The following is a 23,578-nucleotide window of genomic DNA, read 5'->3' as shown; positions in this document are numbered from 1 at the left end:
CTTCCTGCGCAGCCGCCGGGCTCGGCTGGCGCCCGGGGACGTGGGGCTGCCCGAGGCCGGGCGGCGGCGCACGCCGGGGCTGCGGCGCGAGGAGGTCGCCGTCCTCGCCGGGGTCGGCGTCTCCTGGTACACGTGGCTCGAACAGGGCCGCGACATCAAGGTCTCCGGGGAGGTCCTGGACGCGTTGGTGCGGGCGCTCCGGCTGACCCGCGTCGAGCGGGCGCACCTGTACCGCCTCGCCGGGCTCAATCCGCCGCAGGCGGACCCGTCCGACCGCGTCCCGGTCGGCCCGGAGCTGCGGCGGCTCATCGACGCCTGGTCGCCCCGGCCCGCGTACGTGCGCGACCGGCACTGGGACTTCACCGCCGTCAACGACGCGGCCCGGCTCGTGTTCGGCTACGGCGACACCGATCACAACTGCCTGGTCTCCTTCTTCACCAACGCCCGCTACCGGGTGCTGCACCGGCACTGGGCCGACCTCGCACCCGACGTGGCCGCGGGGTTCCGGGCCGACGCGGCGCGCTACCCCGAGGACCCCGAGTTCGACCGGATCGCCGCCGACCTCGCCGCGGTCAGCCCCGAGTTCGCCGAGCTGTGGGAGCGCCATGACGTCGGCGAGCACACCAGCGCGGTCAAGGCCGTCGACCACCCCGAAGCGGGGCTCCTCGAATTCGAGGCCACGCTGCTTCCACTGCCCGAACACCCGGGCCAGAGTCTGATCCTGCACCACCCGCGTTCCGGAACCGGGACCGAGGAACGCCTGGCCGAGCTCGTGCGCCGCAGCCTGGTGCCGTCACCAACAGGATAAGCGCGCACTGTTTCGCGGCCGGGATCCGGCTTAGGTTCCCTCTCATGACGAACACGCACATGTACGCGGTGACCATTCCCGAGTTCGGCGCCGCCGATGTCCTCCGCCCCGACAGGGTGCCGCTGCCGGAGCCCGGTCCCGGGCAGGTCGCGATCGACGTCGTCTTCGCGGGCGCGAACTTCGCGGAAATCCTCTACCGGCAGGGCGTGGTCGACGTGCCCCTGCCGTTCGTGCCCGGCATCGAGGTCGCCGGCAGCGTCCGTGCGCTGGGGGAGGGTGTCGAAGGGCTCGCGATCGGCCAGCGGGTGGCGGCCCTGACGATCGTCGGAAGCGGCGGTTACGCCGAAGTCGCCCTGACCGCGGCCGACCTCGTGGCCCCCGTCGCGACCCTCGACCTGGCCACCGCCGCCGCGCTGCCGTCGAACAGCACCACCGCGTTCCTGGTCCTGGACCGGGTGGCACGGTTGGAGCCGGGAGAGCGGGTCCTCGTCCACGCGGCGGCCGGCGGTGTCGGGAGCCAGCTCGGCCAGGCCGCGCGCCTGCTCGGTGCCGGAAGGATCGTCGGCACCGTCGGCAGCGAGGCGAAGGTCCCGGTCGCCGAGCGCTTCGGCTACGACGAGGTCGTCCTGCGCGACCAGGTCGCCGACGTGGGGGAGTTCGACGTCGTGGTCGACATGGTCGGCGGCGGGACCCGCCGCGCGAGCCTCGACCGCCTCGCCCCCATGGGCCGCATGGTCGTCATGGGCAACGCCTCCGGCGCCGAGGACGTCGGCATCAGCGCCAACGATCTCTGGTTCTCCAACAAGACCGTCTCCGGCTTCAACCTCGCGGCCTTCGCCGCCGCATACCCGGCCGACGCGGGTCGCGCCCTGCGCCGGGCCGTCGCGGCCGCCGAATCGGGGAGCCTCCGCATCGACGTCGAACCGCTCCCGCTCGACCGGGCCGCCGACGCCCACCGCCGCATCGAATCCGGATCCACCACCGGCAAGCTCGTGCTCGAAGTCGGGCCCGAATAGCTCCGCAGGACGAACTCGGCGGTCCACCGGCGCAGGACGAAGGAGTCGTCATCGGTGCGGTCGCAGGCGATGCGGTGTGCTGAGCCGGGCCCTTCATCAGGTGACTCCGGACTCGGCTCGACGACCGGCTGCAGGCGCCCGGGCCGCACCACCAGTGCGTCGGGCCCCGGCTGGTGCATGCGTCAGCGGTCGATGTTGGCCATGTTGGCCTCCTCGTGGCGCTCGCCGGCGGCGGGCGTGAGGTTGTTCAGGCGTTCGATCTGGTCGGCGGTCAGCGCTACCTGGTCTGCGGCGGTGTTCTCCTCGACGCGGGCGACGCGCTTGGTGCCCGGGATCGGCGCGATGTCCTCGCCCTGGGCGAGCAGCCAGGCGAGGGCGATCTGCGCCGGGCTCGCTTCGGCTTCGGCGGCGACGGCCTGGACCTCGTCGACGATGCGCAGGTTCCGCCGCAGGTTCTCGCCGACGAAGCGCGGGTTGCTCTTGCGCCAGTCGTCGTCGGCAAGGTCGTCGGTGGAGCGGATGTTCCCGGTCAGGAAGCCGTGGCCGAGCGGCGAATAGGGCACGAAGCCGATGCCGAGCTCGCGCAGCAGCGGCAGGATCTCGGCCTCGGGGTCGCGGGTCCACAGCGAGTACTCGGTCTGGATCGCGGCCAGAGGGTGCACGGCGTGGGCGCGGCGGATCGTCGCGGGTCCGGCCTCGGAGAGGCCGATGTGGCGGACCTTGCCTTCGGCGACGAGCTCGGCGAGTGCGCCGACGGTGTCCTCGATGGGCGTGCCCGGGTCGACGCGGTGCTGGTAGTACAGGTCGATGTAGTCGGTGCCGAGCCGCTGCAGCGAGCCCTCGACGGCGGCGCGGACGTTGGCCGGGCTGGAGTCGAGGTGGCCGGGTCCGGCGCCGCGGTGTGACACGAACCCGAACTTCGTCGCCAGCACCACCTGGTCGCGGCGGCCGTTCAGGGCCTTGCCGACCAGTTCCTCGTTGACGTACGGGCCGTAGATCTCGGCGGTGTCGAGATGGGTGACGCCCAGGTCGAGGGCGCGGTGAATGGCGCGGATCGACTCGGCGTCGTCGAAGTCGGCCGTGTTGTAGAAGGCGGACATGGACATGGCGCCCAGTCCGATGCGGGAGACCCGCAGGTCCCCCAAGGAAGCGTGCTTCACGAGACTGCCCCGTTCGTTTCGGTGTTGCGCGGCCGGGTGTCGGCTGCGGTGGTGCCGCCTGGTTCCCACCCGGTCACAGGATGAGCGTGACACGGCCGCGGGGTGTCGAAAAGAGCCGGAAAACATACCGGGACCAGCGGTTCCGGGTAGAGATCGCTCCCCCTCTCAGCGCCGGTGCCGCGGCCGTTCCGGCAGTAGGGTGAGGACATGGGCAAGGACGTGCGACTGAACGAACTGGGGAGCTTCCTCAAGGCGCGGCGCGGCGAACTGGGCCCGCGCGAGGTCGGCCTGCCCGAGACCGGGCGCCGCCGCGTGGCGGGCCTGCGCCGCGAGGAGGTCGCGCAGCTGGCCTCGATCAGCACCGAGTACTACACCCGCATCGAGCAGGGCCGCATCCACGCGTCCGGGCCGGTCCTGCTCGACCTCGCCCGGGTGCTGCACCTGGGTGACGACCAGAGGGACTACATGCTGGAGCTGGCCGGGAAGGAACGCGCACGCCCGCGCCGCGCCGCGACGCAGCGGGTGCGCCCGCAGCTGCGGCGGCTGCTGGAGGCCACCGACGCCCCCGCGCTCCTGATGGGCCGGCGCATGGACGTGCTGGCCTGGAACGACCTCGCCGCCGCACTGATGACCGACTTCGCGAAGATCCCGGCCAAGGACCGCAACTACGTGCGGCTCGTGTTCACCGACCCGGCGTTCCGGAGCCTGTACGACGACTGGGAGACCGTCGCCAAATCCTGTGTCGCCTTCCTCCACATGGAGGTCGCGCACCGCACCGACGACCCGCGCCTGGCCGCCCTGGTCGGCGAGCTGTCCGTGCAGGACCCGCGGTTCCGGCAGTGGTGGGCCGCGCACCACGTCGCGCAGCGCTCCAGCGGGACCAAGCTGTTCCACCACCCCGTCGCCGGGGACCTCACCCTCGACTGGGACCTGTTCACCTGCCCCACCGACCCCGACCAGCAACTCGTCGTCTACTCCGCCGAACCCGGCACGCCCTCCCACGACGGACTCCACTTCCTCGCCTCCTGGGCCGGCACCCGACAGGCCTAAAGCGACACGGTCAAAGTTGAAGCTGCTGGATTGGTGGCGGAGCGGCCGATCGGCCGCTCCGCCGGTGTTTCGGATCCGCGGAGTGGCGCGGTGGTGAGTAACCACGGGTATCCCTGGTGCGTCCTGGGGTCTGGTCGAGCGGGGTGCGGTCAGGGCGCGGTACGGATGGTGGTCGGCCTGGTTGAACAGGGCGAACACGTCGAGTCGGCCGTCCAAGCCGACTACCTGGCCCGCCGCATCGCAATCCACGACCTCGCCGGCACCGCCGGCCACGCGGCAAACCGGATAGGCCTCGAAGACGCCCGCCGTCGGCTCACCCGCGAACAACCCGGCAGCGACGACGCGACAGCTCGGTGAGACCGGGCACGATCAGAGTCGAGAAAGAAACATCCGCGGCCCCGCGGGCGTTGCGCGGCAAATGAGGACTCCGCAACCTATTCGGCTCTCACTGCTCGACCGCGCCGTCATTGCCGAGGGCGAGACGGCCGCTGAGACCCTGCGGGAGGTTGTGAGCCACGCCAAGCAGGCCGAGGAACTGGGCTTCCACCGCTACTGGGTGGCCGAGCACCACAGTGTCCCTGGCATCGCCGGTTCGGCGCCCACCGTGCTCGCAGCCGCAGTCGCGGCGGCGACCGGCCGCATTCGGGTCGGCACCGGCGGCGTGATGCTGCCCAACCACCGGCCGCTGGTAGTCGCCGAGCAGTTCGGGGTCCTGGAGTCCCTGTTCGAGGGTCGCATTGACATGGGCCTGGGCCGCACCCTCGGATTCGTCCCGGCCGTCCGCGCGGCACTGGGCCACGACCTGGACGAAGGCGACGACTTCGACGACCTCCTGACCGAACTCCTCGGCTATTTCACCGGCGAACAGCGATTCCACCCGGGCGTGCACGCGCGGCCAGGCGAAGGGCTGCGCCCCGAACCCTTCGTCCTGGCGGTGGGATCAGGCGGCGGGTACGCCGCCAAGCACGGCGTAGGCCTGGTCATCGCCGCTTCGAAAGAGCTCGCGGCCACACGCGCCAAGATCGACGACTACCGGCTCGATTTCCGGCCCTCCGCGTGGCGATCTGAGCCGTACGTCGTCGTGGCGCAGACGGTCGCCGTCGCCGCGACCCGCGAGGCGGCCGAGGACCTGCTGCTCCCCGAGTACTGGTCCACCGCGCTGTCCCGCACCAAAGGCGAGTTCCCGCCGCTGCGGCCCTCGGCCGAGATCCGGGCGGCCGCGAAGACCCGCCGCGAGTCCATGTATCTCGGACAGGCGCTCGCGGGCGCGGTCTACGGGACCGCCGACGAGGTCGCCCCTCGTCTGGCGGGCCTGGTCGAAGCGACCGGTGCGGACGAGCTCCTCATCGGCACCACCTCCTACGACCGCAAGGCCCTGTTCGACTCCCACCGCCGCCTCGCCGAACTCACCGGCCTCGCAAGCCACTAAGTCGTGTTCGCGAACTTGATTCCCAGTCCAGTTTGAGTGCGACCTGGATGGTGCTTTGTAGGGGACGGCGAGTATGTCGAAGTGGGCCGAGGTGGCGCGGCAGCGCTTGAGACGGCCGGCGGCTTGCTCGACGGTGTTGCGATGCTTATAGATCTCGTGGTCGAATGCCGGCGCCTGCTGTTGCACCAGGAGCTTCTTCCTTGCCACGCAACGGAACTCATCTAAGTCGAGAAGAGTTCAATGAATGCCATGGGAGCGGCGTCCGCATCGCCGAGGTCGTGCGTCGCCGGGCCACTCCCGCAGCCATCCGATCATGCAGTGCGCCTGCGCGCTGCAGCGCTCAGTGGAAGGTGACGTAGCCGTTGCCGTCGGCGTCATCGCGCGAGGGTTTGTAGGAGTGGGAGTCCGCGCTCGCGCCCGACGGCTTGTAGAGGTAGATGGAGTCGCCGGTGTTGTTCCAGATGAAGTTGCAGTTGTCCCGGTAGACGACGTTGTCCCCGTCCGAATCGTTGCCGTTGCCGCCGCGAAGCCGGACGTAGTCGCCGGGCTGGAGGTAGTGGTCTGCGGTGAACTTGAAGCTGTTGCCGGCAGCGTCCTTCACCAGGTAGCCCCGGAGGTTGATCGTCGCAGTCGTGGAGTAGTTCTTGATGGTCAGGTACTCCTGGGAGGTGTTCCCTCCAACGCAGCTGTTGTCATCGGGGCCGGGCGCGTTGTACTGGATGCCGCGGATCTTGAGCGCCGACTGGTACTCGGCAGCGGAGGCCGGGGTTGCGGTGGCAGCGAGGGCGGCGACGGCCAGGCCGACGGCTATAAGCGTCTTCTTAAGCATCATAATGTCCTCATTGTTGCGAATTCAAATGATGGCTCGAATCGCACGTCGTGTGCATGCTCGAGAGGCTGAGGATAGATGTTAGCACTCATCGGAATTGGATGAGGGGAACAATGTCTGCACCCGTCGCCGCCTGTAGCGTCTCCATTCCCACAGGCCGCATATCGGCTGAATTCGAATGAGCGATAAACGCGGCGCCCTCTCCATCAGCCGAGGGCCGCGATGGCCCGGAGGATCAGGACCCGCACCGCAACACCGTCGACGGCGGTCTGCCGCAGTTTCTCGAATGCCTTTGCTGTTGCACCAGGAGTTTCTTCCCTGCCGCGCAACGGAACTCGCTCAAATTGAAAAGGATTCAGTGTCGATGTCAATGTGCCCTCGAAGCTCGCCTGCCATATTCGTCGAAGACGATTCCAACGTAGGTCTGAGAATTTGGTGATCAAATGTCGGCTTCAATCCATGGCAGGCTATGGCGATGATCCTCATCAATGTGATCTGGGGGTTTCATCGCACATCAGGTGGATTTGTGCTCCATTCAAGATACGACAATGCCGGGCTTGAAGTGTCGGCGCGACTCGCAGCGCATCGATAAGTGGTGAGCGTTGCCCTGTTCTGAAGGCTGAGGTTGGGGGATTGGTGGCGGAGGGGCTGATTGGCCCGCTCCGCCATCGCTTCCGGATTTGCGAGGTGGTGCTGGAGGGGTCCAGTGGTGAGTAACCACGGGTAACCATCGTTCGGGCTGGGGTTGTGGACGTGCGGGGCGCCGTCAGCGGCCGGTTCGGATGGAGGTTGGCCATTCGGTCTCGTCCAGGGAGACGAGCAGTCGGCGATCGCGCATCCTCATCTCGATGTCGCGGGCGCCTCCGACGGTGCCGGGGAGGTCGGCGGGGGAGCGGGTGTCGAGGAGAAAGACGGCGTGCATGGTGAAGGGCTGGTTGTAGTCGTCGGGGATTCCGTCGCTGTCGAGTCGGAGGTTGGCTCGCCAGGCTGCTTGGCACAGGACGGCGACGAAGGTGCCGAGGAAGGGCCTGTCGGCGAGGTCGTCGGCGTGGTCGATGATGATTGCGACGTCTTTGGAGTCGAGGCCGTGGGCGTGCCAGTCGTGGAGGCAGTCGGCCAGGGCATCCCAGTTCCTACCGAAGTAGTCCGGGAACGACATTGCTGCATTGAAAGCGGTGAAGACCTGTGATGGTTCGAGGAGTTCGCGGCCGTCGAAGCGGAGGATGCTGCCGCCGGCCGTTTGCAGTCGCTGCGTCTCGACCTCGACGTCGCGCGGCTATGACGGTTCGTTGGTTGCATCGCTTGTCCGCCCGGGTCCGTCGACGGGAGGCGTTGTAGGCGTTGGGGCTTGCAGCTGCGAAGCTTCCTGCGGGACAACCGTGGGGAGGGCGGTTCTACCGACCACATTCGCAATCGTCACCTGTGTGGCCTTCTTCCGTCCGGCCTGGATTCGCGTAACGGACTCATTGACGCAATCCTCCTCCAGCTCGCGATCACTAGTGCTACCGTGAATATCATGATTTGGCGATTTACCTCCTTTCAAGAGGTTGAAGCCAAATTATCAAGAGGCGACCAATGCGATGGGCGGCACGTGTACGCCTGATGCAGGTGAAAACCTCTGAGATTGATCCCCCTTTGTTATTTTCTTATCTTGCTTCGTGTAGGCGGGCCAGGGCGTCCAACACATCCTCAGATGCAGCTTTGCCCGATCAGCTAGCGTCGAACTCGCCAGTCGAATCCGCCGAGTTAGGGCGAGGTGGCGCTGTTCGAGGGTGATCACCTCCTTGGCGGCGCTGGAGGGCAGTGCTGGGGGCTGCTCGAAGGCGGCCATCCTCGACGCCGACGAGGAGGATACCGTCACCGAGCGCTGCGCGAACGCCGGATCAGTGACCGGATCGCTCGTCACGGCATCGAGTCCTCAGCCCACCTTGGCCGACACCGCTGGGCTGTCAAACGCACCATCGCCTGGCTCGGCGGCTACCGCCGCCTCACCATCCGATACGAACTGGGCGAGCGCGGCCCGATGCGTCATGCGAGTGAGTCCCAGGACCCGCCTTCGCGCCCGCGCAGCCCCGAGCGGGCATACTCGATGTATGAGCGAGGTCAAGTTCCGGCAGCCGCAGGACGCCGAGTGGCGCGACGTGGCCCGGCTCCGATGGCGATGGCTGACTGAGGAAGACGGCCAAGCCGGGACCGATCGCGGCGCGTTCGAGCAGGAGTTCGCACGCTGGGCGGCGGCGGCGCACTCCCACCGGTGCGTCGTGGCGGTCCGCGAGCGGGAGCTGATCGGCATGGCCTGGATCGCGATCACCCCTCGCGTACCCACTCCGCTCGTTCTGGACCGCTCCGTCGGCGACGTCCAGAGCGTGTACATCGTTCCGGAAGCACGCAACAGCGGCATCGGGAGCGGCCTCGTGGACGCACTCCTACTTCTCGCCGACGAACTCGGATTGGAACGCGTGACCGTCCACTCGACGACCCGAGCGGTCGCCGTCTACCAGCGCGCGGGGTTCACCCCATCGCACCGGCTCATGCATTTCGAGCCCGAGCTGCCTCCAGAGCGCCGCCCCCCGGGGCACTAGGGCGTCGTCGGGCGCGCAAGCCGGAAAAGCGGCGACGGCGTCAGATCGGTAGCATTGGACTCACCCCTTGAACGAACGGCGATGTCCATGGACCCCTTGAGCATTAGCATGTGGATCGCCTCCAAGCTCTCCCAGCGCGCCTCCGATTTCGTCGCCGCACGTCGACGCCGGGACTCCGCAGAGGTGCGACGAGCACTCCTCATCGCCGTCTCCCGGGGCGCCCGGACCGCGATCGCAACCTTGTGGGAGGACGATGCGCGACTCCGGCGCACCGTTCGCAAGTCACTGTTCGGCCAGCGAAAGGCCAACTGGCCCTTGGTGAACGGCACGGCAATTGAGGATCTGGTCGGCTCCGTGCGATTGTGGATCGATGCCGCCGGTACTGGTTTCCCGGCGGTGGTGGGGAACACGGAGCACTCGGTCGTCGCCGTGTTCTGCACGTCTATCCTGCGCGAAGTCGAGCATGAGGCTACGCGGGGCATGCAGGTGCTCAATCCGCTGTGGCAGGCGTTCCGCCGGAACGGCCTGGAGCGGCTCCCCGAACTCGAAGCCGCGGCCTCCGGTCGCGGCGACATCGAGATCGCTTCCGGAGAGGCCCGGTTCGGGTGGCGCGACTACTGGCACCCCGACCAGAGCGGCACCGGGTTCGTCGGCAGGGAGGCGCACCTCGAACGGATCCGAGCGGCAGTCGAGTCCGCCGACGGGATCGCACAGGTCCAGTCGATCGGCGGGTTCGGCGGAGTCGGCAAGACCGCTCTCGCCATCGCGTTCGCGAATCGAGCCCACTCCTTCGAGGGCCGGGTCTTCTACGACTTCCACTCCTACGGGACGAAGCTCCCTCAGACCGCCGACCAGGCACTGGCGACGATGCTGCCGACCGTGAGCGGACGTTCGGTCATGGAGATCGGCAAGCTGACCGCGCCGGAGCGGCTGGCACTATGGCGATCGGTCACCGCAGGTCGGCGGCTCCTCATGGTGTGGGACAACGTCAGGGCCGCGGAGCAGGTCACCGACCTGATGGTGCGCGCCCCTGGATGCGCGACGATCATCACCAGCCGGAACCGCATCGAGATGGAGCTGGCGAGCAGTCCGATCCGGCTCCACGTGCTGGAACCGCCGGAGGCGCAGGCCATGTTCGAGCACATCGCCGGAGTCGGGCACGACCGCTCCCTCGTCGCGGCACTGCTGGAGCGCGACCTGTACATCCCCGTCCTCATCGCCTCGCACGCCAGGAAGGTCGCCGCCGGCTGGCCGCTGGCCGAGGTCGTCGAGGACCTTCCTGAGTCACGCGAAAGCACGGAACCGGACTCGTTCTCCGACCTGTTCGTGCGATTGGGCGGCTCTTACCGCCACCTCGACGAGCAGCAGCGGCGGGCCTTCCGCGCGTTCGGCGTGCATCCTGGGGCCGCTGCCACGCTCGACAGCATCGCGTCGGTCCTCGGCCTCCCGCTCCGGCGCACGGCCGCGGTGATGGACATGCTCATCCGCGCGGGTCTCGCCGAGCGCCCGGCGGCCGCCGCCTCGGCCTCCGACCTGGGGCTGCGCAGTTACGTCGCTCACGACATGATCCGCGCATTCGGCGATCACCTCGCCCGGCTCGGATGGTCTGACTCCGTCTCGGACCCGCTCAGCGCCGACTCCGATCCGGCCGATCACGACCGGATCGTCGCCGCGCTCGTCGCGCACTACCGCACCAGAGTCGCGTCGACGAACGAGGAACGGCGGGACTGGTTCGAGGCGGAGGCCGAGAACGTGCGCGACGTCGCCTTGTCGGGCCGAGACGGCGACCGCGCCCGTCTCGCGCGCGCGGCGGGCGGTCTGGCGATCCTGCTGGATCGGTTCGACATCGCCGCCACCGCGCTGCTGCACGCCGCAGAGGTCTTCGGTGAAATCGGGGACCAGGCCGGCCGGGCCTCGGCCCAGTGGGGGCTCGGCGAGGTCGGGCGCCTGCGCGGAGAGCACGCCGCTGCCGAGCGTCATTACGCGGAGGCCCTCTCGACGTACGAGGCCCTCGGTGACCAGGGAGGCATCGCCGACGCGGTTTCGGGCCTCGCCCACATCGCACGCCTCCGGGGCGATTTCGACACCGCAGAGACGCACTACAAAGCGGCGGGAGTGATCTTCGAGGCGACCGGGATGCTGGGCGGGGTCGCCGGGGTGCACCGCGGACTCGGCGAGGTGGCCCGGCTGCGCGAGGACTACGCGACGGCCGAGACGCGGTTCTCGGCGGCCTTCGAACTGTTCGCGTCGCTGGGCAAGCGGCGGCGAGCCGCGTACGCCCAATGGGGACTCGGGGCGGTGGCGCTGTCCAAGGGACGACTCGCTGACGCAGACACCTGCTTCCAGGCGGTCCTGGAGACGTTCGAGGAGATCGGCGACCGGCTCGGCGGCGCGAACGCCCGGCTCGGCCTGGGAGAGGTGTCCCGGGCCAGGGGAAAGCTCTCCCAGGCGCTGAACCACTTCGGAGCGGCCGGGGAGATATACGAGCAGATCGGGCTCACCGAGATGGCGGGCCGGATGCGATCGCGAATCAACCGACTGCTCCTCGGCGACACGGTCGAGTCCTCGGCGTGGATCTTCGGACTCATTGCGGAGCACAAAGGAGAGAAGGACTCCGGTTGAGTACCCTCGCACGCTCCTACGCGTCCCGATATTTCCCCTGGCGCAGACTGAGCGGCGGAAAGCGCTCATCGGTGCGAAAGGACCAGTTCGGCTCAAGCGCTCGGAGCGAGAGCATCCTTCTCGCGAGAGCGGCACGCTCCACGGATTCGGGATCCCGACCGTCGAAGATCATCCCGGCGACGGTGCCGCTGTGGGATATCTGGACCCCGAGCGCCCCGCCTCGCTGGGCGACTCCCATGAACTCGGAGAATCGCCGTTTCGGAATGTAGCGCTGGTTGATCAGGGCACTGTCCGTGGCCACCGATGCCAGTGCCGACGCGTCGTCGTCGCGGACGGCGGCCCGAATCCGACTCCGGAGCTGTTCGAAGTCGCGCTGATCCGCAGGGGTGTACTCGATCAGCGCTTGATCGAGCGTCTCCACCGTTCCGTCGTCGCAGCAGCACCCGACCACGATCATCGACGGAAGCCGGCTTCCGAGGGCCTCGATTACGCGGCCTTCGCGTTGGGCGAACAAGACGACCTTGCTCTGGAACATCAGCGAATCGGCCGCCTTCTCGGCCTGGACCGCCAACCCCGCCACGCGCGACTCTGACAGCTGCCGACCGGCAGCGCCCGCGATCGCATGGATGGTGGAGACGACGTCGGCAGTCGATGAACCCATACCGAGGCCGGGAGGGAGGTCCGATGAAAGGGTGATTCGCAATCCGGCCTTGATACGGAGTGCCTTCCTGGTAAGTTCCGCCGCGCGGAACGCCTTCCAACGCCCGGCGGGAAACACTCGAATCCCGTCCTCCGTGGTCAGTTGCGCGAATGCGGTGGTACCGCCGCCGTGGAACGGCATCGTGACCAATGCGCGCACGGGCTTGCCGCCCTCCGTGTGGAACACTCCCTGCAGGATCTCTCCGTGATGACCTATGCAGTATGCAGAGCAGTATCGCTCAGGTGTCAACGTGTACGTTTTCCTGTCCTGGGCCGACATTCCGCCGTCCTCCCCTTGAGTCCGGTGAGCGACCCGCTACGCAAATCGTATGCGAGAGTTGTACACATCGGGGTACACGGTTGAACGCCGAGGAACGCGCCGCTGAATGCGAAGCGCCTGGCGGGTCCGAAGGGCTCCAACAGATCGACGCTGCGTTCTCCGAGTCGTTCGTGGACTGCTTGTTCGCTGCCGGCGCCGTTCTGGTCGAAGGCGACACGGACAAGGTAGTCATCGAAATCGAGGCCGAGGACCGCAAGAACCGCACCCTCAACCGGGCGATCATGTAATACCACGGCGTGCCGAACTTGACCGACTACCCGGTCGGCAGGCAGAACGCTCACCTCGTCGTCTGGGACGACAACCTCGAGCAGGTGCTGCAAGACCGCTGGCCCGCATGGACCCCTACCTATGAGGGCCTGCTCGCCGAGCTGGGCGAAGGTAAGACGAAACGGGCGGCCGCCGTCTACCGCCTGACAGCCCGCCGCTGCGAGGGACCGCCCAGTGAAGTGCTAACGGAAGTCATCACCATGGCCCGAGGCCTCTCGGGACTCTGAGCGATCCGCCCTCAACACGCCTTGCCGGATCAGCCCTGGTCGACTGGGATGATTCGATGCCAGGACATGTCCAGTCAGGGGATTTCATGGATGCGGCAACATGGGCACAATGGACTCTATGGGGTTGAGAGAAAGGTTGAGACGGGTGAACAGGTACAGCGATCCGGAAGCCGACTCGGATCCGGCAGCCACCGGTGGAGATCGGAAGGATCCGGAGGTACGGGGAAAGCGTGACACTTGTTGGTGTCACGCCTTGGAAGTCTCGTTTATTCCCGTATTAGAACTAACGCTCTGAATGTCTGGTAGCCCGGGTGGGATTCGAACCCACACTGTACGGGTTTTGAATCCGTCTTCTCTGCCAGTTGGAATACCGGGCCGGGGCCCTGCCGGTGCGGGCGGGGCCGGTGTGAATGATACCTGGGGGTTGCTGGGGCCGGTCAGGGGAGTTGGTCGATGAGGTCGGCGGCGCCGGCGAGGGTCGGGGCGAGGGATTCGCGGTCCTGGTCGGTGAGGTGGACCTGGTCGAGGCGGTCGAGGAGCTGGCGGGCGAGGGCCTGGTCGCCTTGGCGGGCGGCGAGTTCGGCGCGGTAGGCGAGGGCTTCGACGAGTTCGCGGGCGGGCGTGTCGTCGGCGGTCTTGGCGAGGGTCGCGTCGAGGATCTTCGCGGCTTGGGCGGCGTCGCCCTTGGCGTCGCCGAGGACGATCGCCCTTTCAAGCGTCTTGCCCAGCTTGCTCGCGGGCGCCGCTCGCTGCTCGGAGTCCTCGGCCGCCGGGAAGAAGCGGATGACGTTGCCGCCGGGGTCGACCACGGAGAAGCCGGCCCTGTTGCCGGTGTTGGCGCGCTTGCGGGGGCGGGTCATGCGGGGAATGCCGGAGACGAGGAGTTTGCCGTGCGCGGCGCGCATGCCGTCGGCGAAGCGGTCGAAGAGCGCGCCGGTGTCGGGGACGATGACCACGCAGGTGCCGTAGGTGGTCTCCGGGTCGAGGTCGTCGACGCCGAAGAAGTGCAGCTGGATGTCGTCCTTGACCACCACGGTGTAGGGGTTGGGTCGGGTCTGGTGCAGGGTCTCCTTGAAACCGAGCATCCGATAGAAATCGGCGGTCTCGTCGATCGACCGGCAGGGGAGCAGCGGGATCGTCTTCTCACCGGCCATGCGGTGCCTCCTGTTCGAGTGCGGTGGCGAGGTCCTGGAGTGCGGCTTTGGCGGCGGCGATCGTGCCGGGGTCGAGGCGTGCGGCGAGGGCGTCGGCCCATTCGGCATGGCGGCGTTCGACTTCGGCGAGCGCGCTCAGGCCCTCGGGGGTGGGTCGGATCAGCTTGGCGCGGCGGTGCTTCGGGTTGTCGCGGTAGGCGGCGAGGCCGTCGCGGACGAGGGCGTCGGCGGTCTGCTGGACGCTCTGGCGCCGCAGGCCCATCGTGCGGGCGACGTCGGCGACGGTGAGCGCCTCGCGGTCGACGACGCCGAGGACCTGCCAGCGCGCGCTGGTCAGCCCCGCCGGGCGCGCCAGGTCGTCGCCCGCGGCGATGAGTGCGCCGTTGGCGCGGAAGACCTCGATGATCAGCTCGGAGACGTCGAGCGCGCGCGGACTGAGTGCTGCCACGCCTTGAGGCTAGCAGGTGTTGACAGGTACCTGTCAATCGAGTCGGCGGGCCTCCGGGTCGGGGCCCTGCGCGGCGCGGCCGCCGTCGACGGGGAGGACTGCGCCGGTGATGAAGGAGGCGGCGTCGGAGAGCAGGTAGGCGACCGCGTCGGCGGCTTCGGTGCCCGAGCCGGCGCGGCCGAGGGGGTGCAGGTCGCGCATGTGCCGAGCGTGCGCCGCCCGTTCGGCATCGGTCATGTCGGCGAGTGCGGCGTCCATCCGCGGGGTGGTGATCGAGCCGAGTGCGACGGCGTTGACGCGGATGCCGAGCGGCCCGTAGTCGACGGCGAGGGAGCGCGTGAGTCCTTCGACGGCGGCTTTGGCGGTCGCGTAGGGGAGGGCGCCGCTGACGGCCCGTTGCGCTTGGTGGGAGGAGACGTTCACGATCGCGCCGCCGGTGCCGGCGGCGAGGAACGCCCGGATGGCCGCGGCCGAGCCGGCCAGGCACGGTTGGAGGTTCGCTCGGACGAGGTCGGCGACGGCGGCGCCGCCGGCCTCGTGCAGCCACGCGTCGCGGAAGACTGCGGCGTTGTTCACCCAGCCCCGCAGCGCCCCCAGCGCCTGCGCGGCCGCTGCGGCCTGGGCCGCGGTGTCGTCGTCACCGGCGTCGCCGGTGACCAGGGCGGCCCGGCCCTGGTCGATGAGCGGGTCGAGCCATGCCTCATGGCGCTGTTCGAGGACCACGACCGCGTTGCCGGCCGCGAGCAGCCGCTCGGCGACCGCCCGTCCGACGCCGCGTCCGCCGCCAGTGACGACCACTGCCCGTCGCATCGCTCCCGCCTGCCTCAGCCGGTGACGGCGAGGCCCTGAAGAGCCAGGACCACCGGGTCGTCGCCGGTGTAGTCGAGGTCGGCGAGGAACACCGCGACGGCGGTCGCGCCGGTGTCGAGGGCCTTGCGGACCTCGCGCCAGGTCGCCAGGTTCGGGTGCTCGTAGGCGGTGCACGCCTCGGCGGGGGCCAGAAGGCGGATCGCCTGGTCGAGGGCGGTCGCGTCCACCAGGTAGGCGGCCGATTCGGTCCCGTGGCCGAGGATCGTCGCCATGACCACGGCCGGAAGCGGGTGGACGCCGATGTTGGCGCGGGCGAACGCGACGGTGTCGTCGGCGTCGATCACGGCGATACCGTATGCGGCCGGGAGCCGCCAGCCGGGGAGGTCGGCGATGAGCCGTTCGCGGGCGGCGGTGATCTTCTCGACGGTCTCCCACGTGTCCCCGAGTTCGGCGAGCAGGGCGGTGACGGTCGCATCAGTGTCGCTCATCGAGGCAGTCTCGCACCGCCGATGCAGGGAGGCAAGGACATTCCCATCGGTCGTCCTCCGGCTTCGCCGGTGGTCGGCGACCAGTCATTAAACACAGGCCAAACCATCGCCAAACCCTCACAGCCACAATGATTCCGCCACAATCCACCGAGATCATCGCATCTCGCGCCACGTGGTGCCGAGCGGCCCGATCTCTTGCAGCACGGGGAGGTGAACCCCATGACCACCAAGACCGAAGAGCGCACCGAGGCCGAGAAGCAGGCTCCGGCCCGCAAGCTCAGTGTCCGTCGGCTCGACAAGATCGAGACGACCGGCCTGTCGGGCGGGAACGGCGGCGACTGACACCGTGCGCCCGGGTCGGACCCGATCCGATCCGGGACGCCCCCACCCGAACCAGCCCGGCCATCCGAGTCCTGCAAGGAGCGCGACCGTGGAGAAGCCACGCATCAAACCCGAACACGACGCCTTCCTCACCCGCAACGGCAACGTGCGCATCGGCGGCGGCGTCCACGGGATCGCCGCCGAGATCGAAGACCCCGACGGATGGGTGTGGACGCTCGTGCGCGCCTGCGACGGCACCCGCGACCGGCGCGCCATCGTCGCCGAGGTCCAAGGCGCCCACCCCGCGCTGACCGAGCAGGACGTGGCCGGCGCGCTCGAAGACCTGATCGCCGCCGGGCACGTCGAGGACGCCGCCGCACCCGTCCCGAGCGAGTTGAGCGAGCGCGAGCGCGAACGCTACGGCAGGAGCGCCCAGTACTTCCGCTGGACCGATCTGACACCGCGCCAGAGCATCTGGGACGTCCAGGTCAAACTCAAGCAGGCGCGCGTGCTCATGCTGGGAGTCGGCGGGGCCGGCGGGGCGGCCGCGCTGTCGCTGGCCGCGGCCGGGGTCGGGCACCTGCACCTGGTGGACTGCGACACCGTCGAGCTGTCGAACCTGAACCGCCAGACGCTGTACACCGAGGCGGACGTCGGCCGGCCCAAAGTCGAGGCCGCGATCGAGCACCTGCGGGCGCTCAACTCCGACATCACCGTCACCGGCGAGCACGCCCGCATCGAGGGCGTGGAGGACTTCTTCCCGCTGCTGGAGGGCCGCGACCTCATGGTCCTGGGCGCCGACGGCCCGCCCGGCATCCGCCGCTGGGCCAACCGGGCCTGCCTCAAGACCGGCACGCCGTGGGTCGAGGGCGGCTACCACGGCCCCCACATGATGACCGGCGGCTACGTCCCCGGCGACGGTGCCTGCTGGGAGTGCCTGCGCTTGGCCGAAGACCGCCGCCGCGACCTCAACCTCGCCTCCGAAGAGGACTTTGACAAGGCGCTGCCCAAGGCTCCCGGGCACCCGGTCATCTCCGTCACCGCGGCCATCTCGGGCCAGCTCAAAGCCCACTGGGCCATCGCCCTGCTCACCGGCGCCGGCGCTGCCCGGCCCGGCACCACCTGGGGCGTCAACCTCATGACCCCAGGCGAGCCGCAGACCGTGGATTTCCCGCCCCAACCCGACTGCCCCGCATGCGGCGGGCGCTGAACACGATCACGAGAGGAGAGGAGGTGACACCCATGGCGAAGCAGACCAAGACGGAGGCGACGGCCCCGAAGCCCGTCCCGAGTCGGAAGCTGGCGATCCGCGTCCTCGACAGGATCGAGACCACCGGCCTCAGCAGCCCGGACGGATGAGCCCCGGAATCGCGAGACCCCCAGCGGCATCAGAGGCGCTGCCGCACAGCCGCACCGCTCGACGGAAGGAAGTGGCACCATGCCGAAGGACCAGGCCAAGACCGACAAGCCCGCTCCGGCACCCGCACGGAAGCTGACCGTTCGCACGCTCGACAAGATCGAGACCACCGGCCTCACCGCCGCCGGCAACTGAACCATCGGCGCCCGGACCTCCGGGTTCGGGCGCCGTTCGTCCAATCCCGCAACGCCGATCGACCCGAGGAGTCGCATGCGCCCGCGAACCGACCCCGAACTGTTGCCGCGCACCGGAAGTGCCGATGAGCAGGCGGCACGCGAACGCCTCCGGCACGCGTGCGTGGTCGTCGTCGGCGTCGGTGGCGCCGGCGGCGCCGCCGCGCTCGCCTTGGCTGCGGCCGGGGTCGGGCACTTGCACTGCGTGGACTTCGACACCGTCGAGCTGTCGAACCTGAACCGGCAGATCCTCTACACCGAGGCCGACATCGGCCGCCCCAAGGCCGAGGCAGCTGTGGGCCGGCTGCGGCAGCGCAACCCCGGCATCGACGTCACTGGCGAATCCATCCACATCGGACAGATAGAGGACTTCTACCCGCTTCTAGAGAGGCGTGACCTGTTGGTGCTGGGCGCCGATCGTCCGCTTGAGGTCCGCCGCTGGGCGAACCGCGCCACGCTCAAGACCCGCACTCCGTGGGTCGACGGCGGCTACCACGGGCCGCACATCATGACCGGCGGATACGTCCCCGGCGAAGGGGCCTGCTGGGAGTGCCTGCGCCTGGCCGAGCGCCGCCGCAGGGATCTGGGGACCGCCTCCGAGGACGACATGCTCAAAGCCCTCCCCAAAGCTCCGGGACATCCGGTCATCTCTGTGACCGCCGCCCTCTCCGGGCAGCTGATGGCGTACTGGGCCATCGCCCTGCTGACCGGCGACCCTGCCATCCGGCCCGGGACCGTGTGGGGCGTCAATCTCATGGCTCCCGGTGAACCGCCCCTAGTGGACTTCCCGCCGCAGCCGGACTGCCCCGCCTGCGGGAGCCGTACATGACCACCGGGACTGCGCACGACTCCACGGCGATCGGGGCCGACACCGTCGTCGCCTTCCATCCGCTCGCCAAGCGCCTCGACGGCGACTGCGTTGTCGTCGGCCGCACCGGATCCGACGTGTTCGTCGCCCTCCCGTCGATCGGGGCCGACGTGATCGCCCTGCTCGAAGCCGGTGCGAGCATCGGCGAGGCCGAAGATCGGATCGCGGCGGCCACCGGTGAGCGCATCGACGTCGCCGACCTGGCCCAGGAGCTGCTGCACCTGGGCATGGTCGCGAGTCTCGACGGCGAGTCCGTCCCCGGCCCGTCCCCGGCCCGCGTTACCCTGCCCCGGCTGCGGCGAGCGCACGTGGGCTGGATGCTGCACCCGCTCGTCCACCTCCTGACGGACGCCGCGCTGGCGGTGCTGGTCGTCGCCGCCCTCACCGTCGCGGTCAGATCCGAAGCGCCCCTGCCGGGCTATCAGAGTCTGCTGTGGACCGACCACGGCAGCCTCGTCATCGCCGTGCAGGTCCTCATCGGCTGGAGTCTGATCCTCATCCACGAGACGGCCCACCTGGTCTGCGCCCGCGCCGCCGGGGTGCCCGGGCGCGTCGAGTTCGGGACCCGGCTCCAGTTCCTGGTGGCGCAGACGAACGTCACCGGCATCTGGGCCGCGCCGCGGCGCCACCGCCTCGCCGTCTACACCGCCGGCATGCGCTCGGACCTGGCCCTCGGCGCGACCGCGCTCGCCGCCTCGACCTGGCTGGGGTCCGACCACCTGGCCGGGCGCCTCGCCGGGGTCGTGGTCGTCCTCGCGGCCACCGCGTTGACGCTGCAACTGCTGATCTTCATGCGCACCGACGTCTACTTCATCGTCCAAGACCTCACCGGCAGCCGCAACCTCTACGGCGACAGCGCCTCCTACGCCAAATACCTCGCCGCCCGCCTCGCCGCGGCCGTGCGCGCCCGGCCCGGTCCGGCGGCGAACCCGCTCGCGGGCATGGCGACAGGGGAGCGGCGCACCGTCGTCGGCTACACCGTGCTGCTGGTGGCCGGCACCGCGATCTGCCTGAGCTATGCGGCCGTTGTGCTGGTGCCCTACACAATCGGACTGCTGTCGGGCGCGGTGGCCGCGATCGCCTCCGCTGAACCGGTGGCCGTCCTCGACGGGACGACCGTCCTGGCCGTCCAGGCCCTGTTCCTGGCCATCTGGTCGCGGGCGTGGTGGGCCCGGCACGGCCACCGGTTCCGCACCCGGCGCGCCCTCACCGCACCGGACGCGGCGGCAGGGCGATGAGCTTGGCCCGCACCCGGGACGCGTCAGGATGACGGAGCGCCTCGAACATCCCCAGCGCCCGCTTCCAGACCTCCAGGGCGGCACCGCGATCGCCGACCGCCACGTGCGCATCGCCCAAGCGGTGCAGCGTGACGGCGGCCAGATACCGCTCCCCGCGCAGATGCAGTGAGGCGAACGAGCGCCGGTAGCACTCGATCGCGAGGTCGAACTCGCCCAGCCGGGAGTGGATGAACCCCAGACTGTCGAGCGCGTTTCCTTCCCCCACCGGGTCGTCGAGACCGACCAGCAGCTCCAGCGCCTCCCGGCAGTCGCGCAGCGCCCGGTCGAAGTCGCCCAGCCGGGCGCGGCAGTGCCCGACGTTGTTCAATGCCCTGGCCTGGCCCGGCAGGTACCCGGCGCGCCGGTGCCGCTCCAGGCCCTCAACGGCGTAGGCGAGCGCGGCGGCGTAGTCGCCGACGGCCTCGCTGCCCAGGCACAGCATCGCGAAGGTGTTGCCCTGCCAGTCGAGGTCGCCGAGTTCCTCGAAATACCGAAGCGCCGCAAGGAGGTTGGCCTCGGCGTCCTGCGGATCGCCGTACCTGATCTGGGCGGCGGCGAGGCCGTAGCCGGTGACGGCCTGCGCCCGCGTCTGCCCGAGCCGGTCGGCGGCCGATCGGGCGAGGCGCTGCGTCGCCAGCCAGTCGGCCCCCATGCCCTCGCGCCGCAGATACGTCGCCAGGCACTGCGCCAGCTGCCAGACGTGGTCGTCGAAGCCGGCCTCGAACGCGGCCGCGACGGCGCCGGTGAGGACGTGGCGCTCGGCGGCGAACCAGGCCGTCGCCGCCGCGTCGTCTCCGAACGCGGCGATCTGCGCGCCCGGGTCCGGATCGCCGATCGGGATCGGACTGCGGTGCGGAGCAACGAGATCGGCGGCGGCGTGCGCAGTGTGCAGGCAGTGGTCCAGCAGCCGCCCCAGCGCCGCACGCCGCACCGACGGGGCGTCGAGTGCCTCGCCCAGTTCGGCGGCGTAGGCGGCGAGTAGGTCGTGGAGGTCGAACCTTCCCGGGGCGTGCTCGGCCACCAGCCGCATCCGGCACAGCTCGCGCAGGAGCCGCCCGGCCGCCGGCGCGCCGATCCCGGCGAGGCTCGCGACCGCTCCGAGGCCGGCGTCCGGTCCCCGGTGCAGGCCCAGCAGCCGGAACAGCCGGGCGGCTTCGGGACTGAGCTGGAGGTACGACCAGGAGAACACCGTCCGCAGGTCGACCGAGGCGTCCGCGCTCGCGAAGGCGTCAAGGACGACCTCGCCGCTATCGAGTTCGGCCGCAAGCGAGGACAGCGAGAAATCGGCCCGGGCCCCGGCCCGGGCCGCGACCATCGTCAGCGACAGCGCCAGTCCCGCGCAGCGGTCGATGATCCGCGCGACCGCCTCCGGCTCCTCGGCCACGCGCGCGGGGCCGAGCCGCCCGACGAGCAGATCGCGCGCCTCGGCTCGGTCGAACACGTCCAGGGCCAGCAGGTGCGCGCCCCGCCGCGCGGCCAGCCCCGCCAGCTCGGTGCGGCCGGTCACGACCACCGCGCACCCGGTCGAACCGGGCAGGAGCGGGCGCACCTGCGCTTCGTCCCGGGCGTTGTCGAGCACGATCAGCACCCGCCGCCGGGCCAGCACGCTTCGGTACAGCGCCGACCGGGCATCGGTCTCGGCCGGAATCCTCGCCGTCGCGACCCCAAGGGCCTCAAGGAATCGCGCGAGGGCGTCACCGGGTGCGACCGCCTCGCCCGTGGCCTCGAACCCGCGCAGGTTCAGGTAGAGCTGGCCGTCGGGAAAGCGGTCCTTGACCCGGTGCGCCCAGTGCACCGCCAGCGTCGTCTTCCCTGAGCCGGGAATCCCCGCGACGGCGGCGATGAGCATCCTGTCCTCCCGTTCGGCGTCCTCCAGCAGTCCGTCCAGGCGCGAGAGCTGGTCGGCGCGGCCGGCGAACACGCTGACGTCGCCGGGCAACTGCTGCGGCAGCGGCCCGGCGACGACCGCCGCCCCGGCGTCCCCGGAGGCGGCGAGCAGCCGCTGGTGCTCGGCACGCAAGACCGCGCTGGGCTCGATGCCCAGCTCTTCGACCAGGCGCCGCCGCGTCCGGTGGAACGCGGCCAGCCCTTCGGCGGTCCGTCCACTCGCATGCAGCGCCGACATCAGCAGCTGCGTCAGCCGCTCGCGCAGGGGGTGCTCGGCCACCAGCACCGACAGCTCCGGCGCCACGGCCTGCCCGGCGCCCGATTCGAGGTCCCAGGCGATCCGGTCCTCGACCGCGGCGAGCCGCTCGTCCTCCAGGCCCTCGACCAGCGCGCCGGTGAGCGCGTCCCCGGACGCGTCGGCGAGCGAGGGCCCCTGCCACAGCGCCAGTGCCTCGCGCAGGCGCGGCCCGGCTTCTGCGCCCGCGCCGTTGCGGGCCTGCTCGACCAGGGCCCTGAAGCGGTACAGGTCGACCCGGGCCGGATCGCAGTCCAGCCGCCACCCGTCGCCGACGGTCACGAGCCCGATCTCGGGGTCGGCGGCCAGGAGTTTGCGCAGCTTCGTCACGTACACCCGCAGCGAGTTGCGGGCCGAGGCCGGCGGATCGGCGGCCCACAGCGCCGAGACGAGCCGGCCGATCGACACGACGTGCCCCAGATCCAGCAGCAGCACCGCCAGGACGCACCGCTGCTGCGGAGTGGTCGGGCCCAACCGCTGCCCGTCCCGGAGGATCTCCACCGGCCCCAGTACCCGGAACTCGATTCCCGCCACTGCCGACGCCCCCTCCACTCGACCATAGGTTTCCTTGCCCGCCAAGAGGAACGGCACCGACTCTACCGCCCGGAAGGTGCGGCGGGAACCATCTCGAATCCACCGGGTCGCTCGGCCCCGGGACGGAAAATCCGTAGGGTCCTGCAAATAATCGAAGGAACCTGTTGTCATTCGAAGGCTCCTTCGGTTATGGTATGTGAAGGAACCTTCGGAAAGGCCGGAGGTCCGAACCGAAAGGAACGGTCATGTCGAACGAACATGATGACAACGCCCCCGAGCGCGACGAGAGCGCCGGGGAATGGGACGACAACGGGCTCAACCTGGGCGCGCGACTCCCGTACCTGCTGATGCTGCTGCGCCGCTCCGACGCGCAGCTGCGCGGGCGCCACCCCCGGGCCGGCGCCTACCAGGGGCAGGGCCGCGTCCTGCACCTGCTCTCCCTCCAGTCGCCGATCGCGCAGAAGGAGCTCGCCTACCTGCTGGGCATCCGCTCGCAGTCGCTCGGCGAACTGCTGACCAAGCTCGAAGACGCCGGCCTCGTCCGTCGCTCACCCAGCGCCGAGGACCGCCGCACCAGCATGGTCGACCTCACCGACGCCGGCCGCGCCGCCGCCGAGCAGCACGAGGCCGAGCCCGCCGGGGACCCGTTCGCGGTCCTCAGCAAGGAGGAGCAGGAGCAGCTCGCCGCCCTGCTCGACCGCGTGATCGCCGAGATCGAATCCGGTCTCCCCGAGGGCCTCGACCCCCACATGCGCAAGTTCAAGCAGATGGCCTTCGGCTTCGACGGCCCCGGCCCCTGGGGCGGCTTCGGCGGCCCGGGCATGGGCCACGGCGGCCATGGAGGTCACGGCGGCGGCCGAGGCGGGGGCCGCGGGCG

23 protein-coding genes, 1 tRNA gene and 1 pseudogene are annotated in these 23,578 nt (G+C 69.8%); 15 read left to right on the top strand and 10 right to left on the bottom strand.

Going from position 1 to position 23,578, the window contains the following annotated elements; genetic code table 11:
* The coding region (locus DI269_RS10565; RefSeq protein ID WP_198667316.1) for a helix-turn-helix transcriptional regulator at nt 1-808 on the top strand (808 nt) is incomplete at its 5' end.
* Nucleotides 809-852: 44 nt separating this feature from the next.
* The gene (locus tag DI269_RS10560; RefSeq protein WP_112135529.1) at nt 853-1,824 is read left to right on the top strand and encodes a quinone oxidoreductase family protein; all 972 of its coding nucleotides are present in this window, start codon (nt 853-855) and stop codon (nt 1,822-1,824) included.
* Nucleotides 1,825-2,006: 182 nt separating this feature from the next.
* Here DI269_RS10560 and DI269_RS10555 read toward each other — a convergent pair whose 3' ends face one another.
* Nucleotides 2,007-2,984 (bottom strand): aldo/keto reductase, encoded by a 978-nt coding sequence (locus tag DI269_RS10555; protein WP_112135526.1) that lies wholly within the window; start codon nt 2,982-2,984, stop codon nt 2,007-2,009.
* Nucleotides 2,985-3,191: 207 nt separating this feature from the next.
* On the opposite strand from DI269_RS10555, the gene DI269_RS10550 reads away from it, so the two are divergent.
* From DI269_RS10550 to DI269_RS10540, 3 genes are all read left to right on the top strand, one after another.
* Entirely contained in the window at nt 3,192-4,034 is an 843-nt protein-coding gene (locus DI269_RS10550) for a helix-turn-helix domain-containing protein (protein WP_112135524.1), read from the top strand.
* Nucleotides 4,035-4,199: 165 nt separating this feature from the next.
* Nucleotides 4,200-4,391 carry a hypothetical protein gene (locus DI269_RS10545; protein ID WP_112135522.1) on the top strand — a complete coding sequence of 64 codons (192 nt, stop codon included), beginning with the start codon at nt 4,200-4,202 and terminating at the stop codon, nt 4,389-4,391.
* A 61-nt stretch (nt 4,392-4,452) separates the two neighbouring features.
* On the top strand, nt 4,453-5,463 hold the full coding sequence (locus DI269_RS10540; RefSeq protein WP_112135519.1) for an MsnO8 family LLM class oxidoreductase: 1,011 nt from the start codon (nt 4,453-4,455) through the stop codon (nt 5,461-5,463).
* 340 nt (nt 5,464-5,803) lie between these two features.
* Here DI269_RS10540 and DI269_RS10535 read toward each other — a convergent pair whose 3' ends face one another.
* Nucleotides 5,804-6,292: a lamin tail domain-containing protein gene (locus tag DI269_RS10535; protein ID WP_408612285.1), complete on the bottom strand. Its 489-nt coding sequence runs from the start codon at nt 6,290-6,292 to the stop codon at nt 5,804-5,806.
* Between the two features lie 766 nt (nt 6,293-7,058).
* On the bottom strand, nt 7,059-7,517 hold the full coding sequence (locus DI269_RS10530; RefSeq protein WP_269814157.1) for a barstar family protein: 459 nt from the start codon (nt 7,515-7,517) through the stop codon (nt 7,059-7,061).
* A gap of 600 nt (nt 7,518-8,117) precedes the next feature.
* Here DI269_RS10530 and DI269_RS10525 point away from each other — a divergent pair.
* From DI269_RS10525 to DI269_RS10515, 3 genes and pseudogenes are all read left to right on the top strand, one after another.
* Nucleotides 8,118-8,297 (top strand): annotated as a pseudogene (locus DI269_RS10525) (IS5/IS1182 family transposase); the annotation flags it as partial.
* Between the two features lie 88 nt (nt 8,298-8,385).
* On the top strand, nt 8,386-8,874 hold the full coding sequence (locus DI269_RS10520) for a GNAT family N-acetyltransferase (protein WP_112135513.1): 489 nt from the start codon (nt 8,386-8,388) through the stop codon (nt 8,872-8,874).
* Between the two features lie 96 nt (nt 8,875-8,970).
* Entirely contained in the window at nt 8,971-11,496 is a 2,526-nt protein-coding gene (locus DI269_RS10515; RefSeq protein WP_157974892.1) for a tetratricopeptide repeat protein, read from the top strand.
* A gap of 16 nt (nt 11,497-11,512) precedes the next feature.
* Here DI269_RS10515 and DI269_RS10510 read toward each other — a convergent pair whose 3' ends face one another.
* Nucleotides 11,513-12,382, bottom strand: a complete 870-nt coding sequence (locus tag DI269_RS10510; RefSeq protein ID WP_157974891.1) for a GHMP family kinase ATP-binding protein — start codon at nt 12,380-12,382, stop codon at nt 11,513-11,515.
* 173 nt (nt 12,383-12,555) lie between these two features.
* Here DI269_RS10510 and DI269_RS10505 point away from each other — a divergent pair, with 173 nt between their 5' ends.
* Together DI269_RS10505 and DI269_RS10500 are read left to right on the top strand one after the other, a co-directional pair.
* Nucleotides 12,556-12,762, top strand: coding sequence for a TOPRIM nucleotidyl transferase/hydrolase domain-containing protein (locus DI269_RS10505; RefSeq protein ID WP_112135505.1), 207 nt, complete (start codon nt 12,556-12,558; stop codon nt 12,760-12,762).
* Between the two features lie 18 nt (nt 12,763-12,780).
* Nucleotides 12,781-13,029, top strand: coding sequence for a hypothetical protein (locus tag DI269_RS10500; protein ID WP_157974890.1), 249 nt, complete (start codon nt 12,781-12,783; stop codon nt 13,027-13,029).
* A 300-nt stretch (nt 13,030-13,329) separates the two neighbouring features.
* Here DI269_RS10500 and DI269_RS10495 read toward each other — a convergent pair.
* The 5 genes from DI269_RS10495 to DI269_RS10475 all read right to left on the bottom strand — a co-directional run bounded on the left by DI269_RS10495 (nt 13,330) and on the right by DI269_RS10475 (nt 15,929).
* A tRNA-Leu gene (locus DI269_RS10495) sits at nt 13,330-13,406 on the bottom strand.
* A 60-nt stretch (nt 13,407-13,466) separates the two neighbouring features.
* Complete coding sequence (locus DI269_RS10490) at nt 13,467-14,183, bottom strand: VOC family protein (protein WP_112135501.1); 717 nt, start codon at nt 14,181-14,183, stop codon at nt 13,467-13,469.
* Nucleotides 14,173-14,631 carry a MarR family winged helix-turn-helix transcriptional regulator gene (locus DI269_RS10485; RefSeq protein WP_112135499.1) on the bottom strand — a complete coding sequence of 153 codons (459 nt, stop codon included), beginning with the start codon at nt 14,629-14,631 and terminating at the stop codon, nt 14,173-14,175. The genes DI269_RS10490 and DI269_RS10485 overlap by 11 nt, the downstream gene beginning before the upstream one ends.
* A gap of 33 nt (nt 14,632-14,664) precedes the next feature.
* Nucleotides 14,665-15,441 carry an SDR family NAD(P)-dependent oxidoreductase gene (locus tag DI269_RS10480; RefSeq protein ID WP_112135497.1) on the bottom strand — a complete coding sequence of 259 codons (777 nt, stop codon included), beginning with the start codon at nt 15,439-15,441 and terminating at the stop codon, nt 14,665-14,667.
* A 14-nt stretch (nt 15,442-15,455) separates the two neighbouring features.
* Complete coding sequence (locus DI269_RS10475) at nt 15,456-15,929, bottom strand: hypothetical protein (protein ID WP_112135495.1); 474 nt, start codon at nt 15,927-15,929, stop codon at nt 15,456-15,458.
* A gap of 219 nt (nt 15,930-16,148) precedes the next feature.
* Between DI269_RS10475 and DI269_RS28625 the strand changes: the two genes are divergently transcribed.
* The 4 genes from DI269_RS28625 (at nt 16,149) to DI269_RS10460 (ending at nt 19,946) form a co-directional block, all read left to right on the top strand.
* Nucleotides 16,149-16,271, top strand: a complete 123-nt coding sequence (locus tag DI269_RS28625) for a hypothetical protein (protein ID WP_269814156.1) — start codon at nt 16,149-16,151, stop codon at nt 16,269-16,271.
* Between the two features lie 88 nt (nt 16,272-16,359).
* Nucleotides 16,360-17,460 carry a HesA/MoeB/ThiF family protein gene (locus DI269_RS10470; protein WP_198667315.1) on the top strand — a complete coding sequence of 367 codons (1,101 nt, stop codon included), beginning with the start codon at nt 16,360-16,362 and terminating at the stop codon, nt 17,458-17,460.
* Nucleotides 17,461-17,877: 417 nt separating this feature from the next.
* On the top strand, nt 17,878-18,669 hold the full coding sequence (locus DI269_RS10465) for a HesA/MoeB/ThiF family protein (RefSeq protein WP_112135493.1): 792 nt from the start codon (nt 17,878-17,880) through the stop codon (nt 18,667-18,669).
* Entirely contained in the window at nt 18,666-19,946 is a 1,281-nt protein-coding gene (locus tag DI269_RS10460) for a hypothetical protein (protein ID WP_112135491.1), read from the top strand. The genes DI269_RS10465 and DI269_RS10460 overlap by 4 nt, the downstream gene beginning before the upstream one ends.
* On the opposite strand, the gene DI269_RS10455 is transcribed toward DI269_RS10460, so the two are convergent.
* A complete protein-coding gene (locus tag DI269_RS10455; RefSeq protein WP_198667314.1) occupies nt 19,915-22,701 on the bottom strand; it encodes an AfsR/SARP family transcriptional regulator in 2,787 nt (928 codons plus the stop codon). The genes DI269_RS10460 and DI269_RS10455 overlap by 32 nt on opposite strands.
* 245 nt (nt 22,702-22,946) lie before the next feature.
* Between DI269_RS10455 and DI269_RS10450 the strand changes: the two genes are divergently transcribed.
* The coding region (locus DI269_RS10450) for a MarR family winged helix-turn-helix transcriptional regulator (protein WP_115509843.1) at nt 22,947-23,578 on the top strand (632 nt) is incomplete at its 3' end.

The organism is Glycomyces dulcitolivorans, assembly GCF_003265355.1.
Classification (GTDB): domain Bacteria; phylum Actinomycetota; class Actinomycetes; order Mycobacteriales; family Micromonosporaceae; genus Glycomyces; species Glycomyces dulcitolivorans.
Note: the sequence above shows the minus strand (reverse complement) of the source record. Positions and strands in the feature narration are given on the sequence as shown.